Annotated in this window: 7 protein-coding genes; all 7 read left to right on the top strand. The window is 41.3% G+C overall.

Annotated features, from left to right (window positions below):
* The first annotated feature begins 278 nt into the window (after positions 1-278).
* Complete coding sequence (locus tag CFPU101_RS21965) at positions 279-3,548, top strand: DUF3987 domain-containing protein (RefSeq protein ID WP_242578172.1); 3,270 nt, start codon at positions 279-281, stop codon at positions 3,546-3,548.
* Entirely contained in the window at positions 3,548-3,886 is a 339-nt protein-coding gene (locus CFPU101_RS21970; protein ID WP_206817614.1) for a DUF6883 domain-containing protein, read from the top strand. The genes CFPU101_RS21965 and CFPU101_RS21970 overlap by 1 nt, the downstream gene beginning before the upstream one ends.
* Before the next feature lies 1 nt (position 3,887).
* Positions 3,888-4,277: a hypothetical protein gene (locus CFPU101_RS21975; RefSeq protein ID WP_206817616.1), complete on the top strand. Its 390-nt coding sequence runs from the start codon at positions 3,888-3,890 to the stop codon at positions 4,275-4,277.
* Positions 4,278-4,510: 233 nt separating this feature from the next.
* A complete protein-coding gene (locus CFPU101_RS21980; protein ID WP_206817629.1) occupies positions 4,511-5,308 on the top strand; it encodes a tyrosine-type recombinase/integrase in 798 nt (265 codons plus the stop codon).
* Positions 5,309-5,491: 183 nt separating this feature from the next.
* Entirely contained in the window at positions 5,492-7,207 is a 1,716-nt protein-coding gene (locus CFPU101_RS21985) for a hypothetical protein (RefSeq protein WP_206817619.1), read from the top strand.
* Between the two features lie 44 nt (positions 7,208-7,251).
* Positions 7,252-8,607: a hypothetical protein gene (locus CFPU101_RS21990; protein WP_206817621.1), complete on the top strand. Its 1,356-nt coding sequence runs from the start codon at positions 7,252-7,254 to the stop codon at positions 8,605-8,607.
* The coding region (locus CFPU101_RS21995) for a DEAD/DEAH box helicase (RefSeq protein WP_206817623.1) at positions 8,607-9,035 on the top strand (429 nt) is incomplete at its 3' end. The genes CFPU101_RS21990 and CFPU101_RS21995, both read left to right, overlap by 1 nt.

A 9,035-nucleotide genomic window follows, 5' to 3' on the forward strand; every position in this document is an offset into this window, starting at 1 on the left:
CGCTCTAATTTAGATCGAGTAAGAGTCATAGCTCCTAAACACTTGGGGGTTATTCGGAAACGTTTTGGGGTTATTCGGAAACGTTTTGGGGTTATTCGGAAACGTTTTGGGGTTATTCGGAAACGTTTTAAATTTATAACGCTTACCCAGTAAGTATTTCAGACGTTAAACATCTCCTGAATAGTTTAAGTAGTTTGAATAGTTTGAACGGCCTCAAAAAACGCCTTTCGATGGTCTGTCATTATAAAAATTGTCGTATTATATCTATCAAAGCGACGATGACCCAAGTTAAACACCTCACCCCAATCTCTCATCGACTCATTCAAGGATTACAACGCATTCAAGCTTCAGGGCTAGACTTACCCCTAATCCCCCTAAACGACAACAAACAACCCTTGGGCGACGGTTGGCAAAATCGTCCGTTTACAGCCGCCCAACTCATCGAAGCCATACAAAATGGTGGCGTAGACGTACCCATCCAAGGAAAACACAAAAAAATCCCACTTCAGGGCGTAGGACTGCTTACTGGCCGTCCCATCACCATCGACGGAAAAACTTACTACCTGATGGCACTCGATCTTGATGGAGCCTCAGCACAGAGTAAAATCAAAGAACTATCAGACGGCCAACCCCTGCCAAAAACCGTCGCCTTTAGTTCAGGTCGCCCTGGTCGCTGCCAATATTTATTTTTAGTTAAAGAAGAATTCAAAAATGCCATCCGTACTAAAAAAATCAAAACAGGCATCAAAGGCGACGATGGCAAAATCGAACAAGTCGAATTTCGATGGACTAATCTACAATCGGTCTTACCTCCTTCGGTTCACCCTACTACTGGGCAATATCATTGGATTGAAAGCTGTGCCATCGATGAAACTGATCTAGCGATCGCTCCCACTTGGGTCATTGAACAAATGTTAATTGATACAACGACTGCGTTCGTCAGTCACCCGCAGGCACTGCCGAAGGAGGGCAGTGAACGGGTGACTCAATCAGAACCGTTATTCCAACAACAAAAGCATCAGGTAGGCAGTGTACCGCGTGACCAAAAATGGACAGACATCGACTTTGCTCTCTCCTACCTTAATGCCCTCTCGAATAACCGCGCTGACGACTATGACTCCTGGCTCAACGTTGGAATGGCACTTCATAGCGTCGATGATTCCCTATTAAATGAATGGGACTCTTGGAGTCAGCAAAGCAGTAAATATCAACCCGGGGCTTGTGAGAAAAAATGGAAATCCTTCTCGAATCACGGTGGCATCACATTAGGTACACTCGCTCACATGGCTAAACTTGATGGCTGGCAATTTCCCTTTACCCCGAGCGTTCGTTCTCCTAATCATCTAAAAACGCCTGCAAGCTCTGGAGATTCTCTCTCTGGTTCACAAAAAACAACTGTCACCGGTGACACTTTCAATAACAGTGACAGGTCAAATCCTTATCCACTAAGCCTTAGTGAAACTGTCACCTCTGTCACTACACTTTTAAAAGCTGGTTATCGAGATTACACTGAACGAGCCGAACTTGATGCAATCTGTGAACGCTCCTCGATGAGTAAAAATGCCTTCACCGAACTCGTCAAAGCCATAAGGTGTGAATTAGACGAAATCCAACCCTCTGACGAGAGACGACTTAATCAACTCATCGATTGGCAGAACGCGACTCTCGACTTCAACCAAGTTCTTCCAAAAACCTTAGCCGATGCTCTCCTTCACGACGCTCTAATTCTGAACATCGACCCCGTTAGTCTCTGGCAGTATTTGCTCCCCACAACCATGTCCCTCGTCGGCAAGAGGGTCAACCTTGATGCCGAATCTCACCAGATTCCCGCCATCGCTTGGACTTGTATCGTCGCTGAATCAGGCACCGGGAAAACTCGTGCTGAAAATGTCATTCTCGCCCCCATTAAAGAGCGTCAGTACAGGGAGTATGAACGCTTTCGAGACGAGATCAAGAAATCTAAGGAACAAACCAAAGCCTCACTCAAAGATGACGAAAAGCTGAACCTACCAAAAGGTGAGAAGAAATACCTCTTTGAAGTGGCCACCATTCAAGCGATGATGCGCCGACTTGCCGAACAGGAGGACAATGGCTCTGTGTGGGCAAGAGATGAAATCGCCGGGCTGTTTAAGTCATTAAAGCAGTTTTCTAAACAAGATAATGAAGCCGTAGAATGTCTCTTAAAAATGTGGGACGGCACAGGCTCATTCGTCGAACGGATGGATGCAGAAAATGATTCCTACTCCGTCTTTGAAACTCGATTAAGCATCACTGGAGGCATTCAACCCGGAGCATTCCGCCAGGCCTTTAAAGATCCCGATGATGTTCAGGGCTTGCAAGCAAGAATGCTGTTTGCACTGCCCAAAGTCATGCCAGCCAAACGGGTTAAAGGGTATTGTATCTTAAGTGACTTGTTACCCCCCCTTTACGATTGGTTAGAAAATTGCCCCAGAGGGATAATTAAACTGTCTCGTGACGCAGATCTGCGTTATACCCATTTAGTTGAACTTCTGGGAAAAGAAGCAGAAAGTTGTCCCACTCCTGCTGTGCGGGCCTGGATGCGAAAATTACCAACCCAATTACTTCGGATTGCTTTAGCCCTGCACTTGCTTGAGTGCTTCTATGAGCGGAATCGGAACTTTTGGGTTCTTGGAAGCGATACTTTAGAAAAAGCCTTAGAAATTTGTCGCTATTACCGCAGTGTCTTCCAAGTTGTTCAAGAAAAAGTAGCTGAATCTGATTCTATAAGTAGCATCCTGCTCAAGATCTGGGATAGTGCCATCACTCAACCCAATGGGGTCACGCCGAGAGATGTTTATCGTTCCGTTAAAGCAATTGCTCATCGTGCCAAAGAACTCGGGCGGTCGGTGGCGGCTTATACTATCGATTTAATGACTCAGTTAGTGCAGATGGGGAAAGGAACGATTGAAAAGAATGGTCGGACTATTCGCTTTGTCGCTTCTGTTGTCGCTTCAAATGCGAATTCCTCCGTTGTTCAGACTCCCGTTGAACCACAGAAGATAAATCATTCAAACTCAGATTCCCACAGTGACCTACCTATAATAAACTACGCTTGTCCCTCGACCGTTGGCAGCGAGGGACGAGCCTTAAGTGAGCCATTAGTTAAATGTGTTACTCAAAAGAGCCATACAGGAATTCTGAATGGCGTGACAGAAGTGACAGAGATTGAAAGTCAAGCAGATACAGTTATTGAGCCGTCACCTCTAACCGAACTGTCATCCGTGACAGAACATTCCACATTGCAGCCAATAGATTTTTTGGATTCCCCAAAAGGAAAATTTCATACGGAATTAGCACCAGAGATTCCCGATGAGCATCGAGAGTCGATTGCAGAAGTTTGTGCTTGGATTGAACTGTTACTACCTGATGGGGGTCAAGCACTTGGGGAAATTATGGCCTTAATTAAGGAAGTTTTTGCTTCAGAGAAAGAAGCAGGGAGGTGGATTTGGCGATCGCTCTCTGAATCAGTCAAACAGTTATTATGGCAAGTCTCACCTGATGATTATTTATGGTTGGTTGAGGGCTAATGACGTTAATCACTCGGTTTGAATTCCCTTTGGCCAAGGCTATCTATCTCCTCAACCGAGCTACTGAACCCGGTCTTGGAGGTGACAAGCGAAAATTCTGGCGTGAGATAATGGGGTTTGAAGAGCCAGAAGCCATTCGAGAAGCCATATTAGCTAAAGTATCTTTAGAGATGTTACAACTCCAAGATACAACCGAGTACGGAACTCGTTATCGGGCTTATATTGAGATAATAGGCCCGTCTGGAGTATCTCATTGGATTCGCACCGTTTGGATCGTTCTATCTAACGAAGAGGTTGCTAGATTTGTCACTGCTATACCAGCGCGTAATGAGGATTAAAATGAGCCAATTTCAACTATTTGATGGGGTCAAGTTAACTGAAGAAATCTCCTTAACAGATGGGGGAGTAGCGACCGTTGGAACTTCTGGAGCAATTGTAGAAGTTTTAAAAGATGGTGAAGCTTATTTAGTTGAGTTATTTGGAGGCTGGGTGAAATATGATGAACAGGGGAATTTTCTTCCCGCGTCCGAGGACGAGGAGGAAGCTTTCATGGAAACGATTGGAGTGGAATTGGTTTATCCTCATCAATTAGTCTTGACTGTTCCAGCACGACAAACGATGGGTGTTAGAGAATATTTGGAAACAATTTTAGATAACTTACCCGAAGAAAAGTTAGTAGAAATTCGAGATTTTGCTGAGTTCTTACAGCAGAGACAGAAATCGGCCTAGAGGCGAGCGTAAGAACAGATGGAAACGCAGAGTAATACTTAGGGAAAATTCCCCTCGGAAGTCAATCTTTTTTTGAAGTATTCGGCAAAAGAGGTGGGGATGAGTGCAACATTAGTTTGTGTAATGTTGTATCCTAAGTTCAGCCCCTTAACGCGCTCGATATGATCGCCAAGCTAACCGATTCCCCAACGGCTGAGGTAACGCCCCATAACGCCCATGAACGGCTGCTTCTTATGTGGTTGGACGGCCATTCCCCCCATACGATCGATTCCTATCGCCGTCATGCCCGTCGCTTCCTAGAGTTTATCAATAAGCCCCTGCATCTGGTTACGTTAGCCGATCTTCAGTTGTGGCGGGCTAATTTTAAAGATCTCGCCCCATCGAGCTTAGGAACGGCAATGGCGGCTATCAAATCCCTACTCAGTTTCGCCCATCAGATTGGGGTGTTACCTGAAAATGTTGGAACGGCACTCAAGAGTCCAAAAGTGAAAGATACCCTCAATGAACGCATTCTCAACGAATTAGAAGTGATGACGATGATTACCCTAGAGACCGATGAGCGCGATCGGGTGATCCTTCGGCTGCTGTACGCGGGGGGGTTGCGGGTCAGCGAACTCTGTGCGCTTAAGTGGCGAGATTTAAAGCCCCGTAACCAGTCGGGACAGGTAACGGTCTTCGGCAAGGGCGGGAAAACGCGGACGGTATTGCTCCCTCTTGGTGTTTGGCAGGAACTTTGTCAGATGCGGGGCGATCGTAAATCTCAAGACCCCGTATTTCCGTCGCGCCAAGGGGGAGGGCATCTTGATCGGACGCAGGTTTATCGCATCGTTAAGGCGGCGGCGAAACGGGCGGGGATCGAGGGGAATGTCAGTCCTCACTGGCTCCGACACGCCCATGCTTCTCATAGTTTAGATCGGGGTGCGCCCCTCCATCTGGTACAGGCGACGTTGGGGCATTCAAGTGTAGCGACGACGGAGCGGTACTTACACGCAAGGCCGAATGATAGTTCTGCGATGTATTTGCCTGGGTGAGCCATGTAAAACAAAGGCGAAGTATCAAAAACACTCAAAGTTGAAACACTCAAGTTGAAAATTTTACCTACGAGATGTTAGGTAACTGACAAATCTGGGTAGTCTAGAAATAGAGTGTTTAAATAATCATTCAAAGCAACGCAACTTAGGCAGAGAACTTGAGATGTAGGAAAGGGATGAGCAATGCCGAATTACTCAGAATGGAACTATGCCATAGTACGTCACTTTTGCCAAGGACGACCAAAAAGCAGCAAAGTTTATCTCAGTGTTGATGAAGACACTCTTGCCCTGATTGGACTCGGTTTTTCTAGTTCAACGAACACGACAGCAGTTGAAGATTTTAAACGAGCCGTCCAACAAAAAGTTGTCTGTGGGGATAAAATTAACCTTGAAAGAATACAGGGATTAGACAATAAGCAAACTCCTCAATGTATTGCATTCTTGGGATTATGTGTTTTAGCCGCTTATTATATGGCAAATGAAGAAGAAATCTCTGATTCTAATTACTTTAAACGACTGAATCAATTATTAGGTGTTAGTCAATCTTGTAATTCGCCTCGTCCTCAAGGAATGAAGTTTGGCAGTAAAGCAGAAGAACCACTTTGGCAGGAATGGAATAGTTGGCTACTTCGGCAAGGCTTTCAATATTCAGCCTGTCAGGGAAAGGGACATTCCAATAAATTTATTAATTATCCTATTTCTCAGTGTTTATTACGACAAGCCGAGCAAAATAGACTAATTAATTTATTTGCAGAAAAGCGATGGACAATAGCATGGGATTCATCAACATTATTTAGTCAGATTAAACGAGAAGCGCAACACAATGGACTGGCTTCTCATCTTAAGAAGTTAGTGCTATCTGAACCACAACGTCATGAAGCACTGGCAGAATTGATTCATGAAATTCATCAACAATGGTTAGAGCAAGGATGTCCTACTCTAGATAAAATTCATCATAAGGGACGGATTTGGAGTCGAAATTTATTTGCAGGACTATATCGTACTGAAGAGCCATTTTGGGGAAATGTAGAATATTTTTTATACCCCAAACAGCAAAGAGGAAGACCATTAGAGAATCTGACACTTGAATACCAAAATCAAAATCACCAATTACGACATGATCGTGACGGATGGTATCTACCCTTAGAAGAACCATTAACAGCACAACATTTAGAAAAGGGGGCCAAATATCCTATCATTCCCAATAATTCAGTTGAACAGCTAATTCTACCTGCTCGTGATTTTTGGATTCTCATTAGTGATCCTGAGAATCCAGATTCAAGTAGTTTTGCATCTTGGGGAATACCAACCCTTGGCACACAATTTATTTTACTCTGTAAACAAGAACTCTATAAAGATTTAGAGCGTTTAAAGGATGAAAGATTAATTAATTGGACTGATGAACCTCAACCAGTTCATGACAACGCTAATTGGATAGAACTCCATCAATGTATGGTTATATCTCAAGCATGGGATGGGATATTTATTGAACATCAAGAATTAAAAGATGCATTACAACCAACAGAAAAATTATCTATTAGTTTATCTGGAGGGTTACGAGTCCCTAATGAAAATGGTTGGATAGAAGGATATCTGCCTGAAATTACGATTTTTGGATTTACTTTAAAGGCAACTTTAAAAGTTATTAACTTGTACACCGAGCAAGTTGTCCAGGAAAATTATGTGACTACTAACCAGCCTATTTTGTTAGAAACCTTAGAAAGAGGCACTTATAGACTTCAAGCAAGTTTTGGACAAGAAGCAGTTGAAAAATACTTAAGGATTTTATCATGGAGCGATCTAAACTTTATTCAAAACAAATCCAAAAACTTAGTACCTATTACAGATAATTTTTCTCTATGCGGAAGTATTTTAATAACACAAGAAATTACGATTTAGTTAATTAAAGATTACTTTAAAGCTTAAAATTTTGAGAAATGAATATGCCAAACAATCATAAAATTAATAATCAACGATGGTACAAGGGATTTTCCCATAAGGGCGATCCGAATAAATTAATCGAGTTGATTTCCAAAAAAGTTAATGAGCATGATTTAAGTAATTTTATTCCTTTAGTAAGAATTGAGAAAAAAGTCAAAAAATACGGGAATTACTACTTTTTTATTGCTGTTGATAACTCGATTAGTGGAGCCTTACCTGAAGATGTCAAGAATTATTTAATGGTACTGCCTTGCTTCAAATTTCCCATTCCAAGAAGTCCTAGTTTTACTTATGAACAAATAAAATCAATGGTAGGGGCTGCCCATGATGTTTTTGATTGTAATAATCCAATTCCTTACAATCCAATTGAAACTATCCAAGACGATGATCCATTTGATATATTTAGCGTTAATAATCAACTAAATTATCAAAACAATTCTCAAAATTACCAACAATTGCTCTACTGGCTATCTTCTGTTGGCTATGGAACTTGGGAATTGTTTAAAAAGACTTGTTTTATTTTAGGTTTAGATGAACCTAAGCGAGTTCTACGAAAACTTAAACTGTTAGGGCATCTTGAAACATCAAGCGATGGTAAAAAATGGTCGATTGCTCCTACTGCTTTAGTCAAAATTAAATCATTAGAGGATATTTCAGAATATACTCTCTGTGGACAACAGAATAAAAAATTAATCAGAAAATTAGAAATTTTAGCAGATATAGACACTATCAATCAACCTAATGTTCCTTATTGTATTCGATTAAAATTAATAAATTTAACAAATATCGAAACAGTAATTTATAAAATTAAAAATGAGATAAATGTATCAATCAGTAATTCTTATAATATTGCTCAAAAGTTAGCTGAAATTCTACCTAATTTGGAACAATGGAAATTAAGCTTAAAACCCTTACAGGGTATTGTAAAAAGTCTTTATGATTGGAAATATTTTCAGAATGGAGATTTTGTTGAGTGTACTTTACCTGAAAAAACAGGAATGTATCAAATGTGGGATAGAGAAAGCAAAAATGCTCCTCGTCGAACGCTTTTTTATGAGCAAGACATCGACACTTGGCGACAATGTGATTGGTATGGTTTACGATTTCTAGCTTTATCTTATAGTCAGCATGATTTGATTGCTCGATATAATCCAGAAAGTTTACAATTAGCTATTCCTCATTGTCAAATGTGGCCAGAATTATATGAAAGAGCTTTAGTATTAGCTTCTGGTTTACTACCGAAGTATCACAAAACAGAAGAACAAAATCTCTGGCTAATTTATGAAAACATTAGCTTAGATTTGGCTCATCAATTAACTCAAAAGCTAATGGTTAACTGTCAGGAGGAAATCATCTAATGTATGATGTTATTGGGGCTTATGAACGGCTAAATCGCATTTATAAATTGTATATTAAAAGTGCTTTTCCTCTGCGGTATCTAACCTTAGCAGATGAACGCGATCTTTTGTTACAACAACCAGGAGTTCTTAGTCAACCTCCCTTAATTGAACCAGTTCCTATTTATCCATCTTCTAATTTAACAATTTCAGAGGCAGCGAATAAATTATCTTCAGAATACCTAGATTTAGCTCAATTAGGACAGCAAGTTTTTCCGCAAAATGTTCCTTTATATGAGCATCAATGGCAAAGCTTAACTGAAGTATTAGAAAATAAAAAAGATCTTGTTGTAACAACTGGAACAGGGTCAGGAAAAACCGAGTGTTTCTTATTACCTTTATTGGCACAATTGGCAAAAGAATCTAATAATTGGAAAACTGCACCACAG

It is taken from the genome of Chroococcus sp. FPU101 (assembly GCF_017312365.1).
Lineage (GTDB): Bacteria > Cyanobacteriota > Cyanobacteriia > Cyanobacteriales > Microcystaceae > Chroococcus.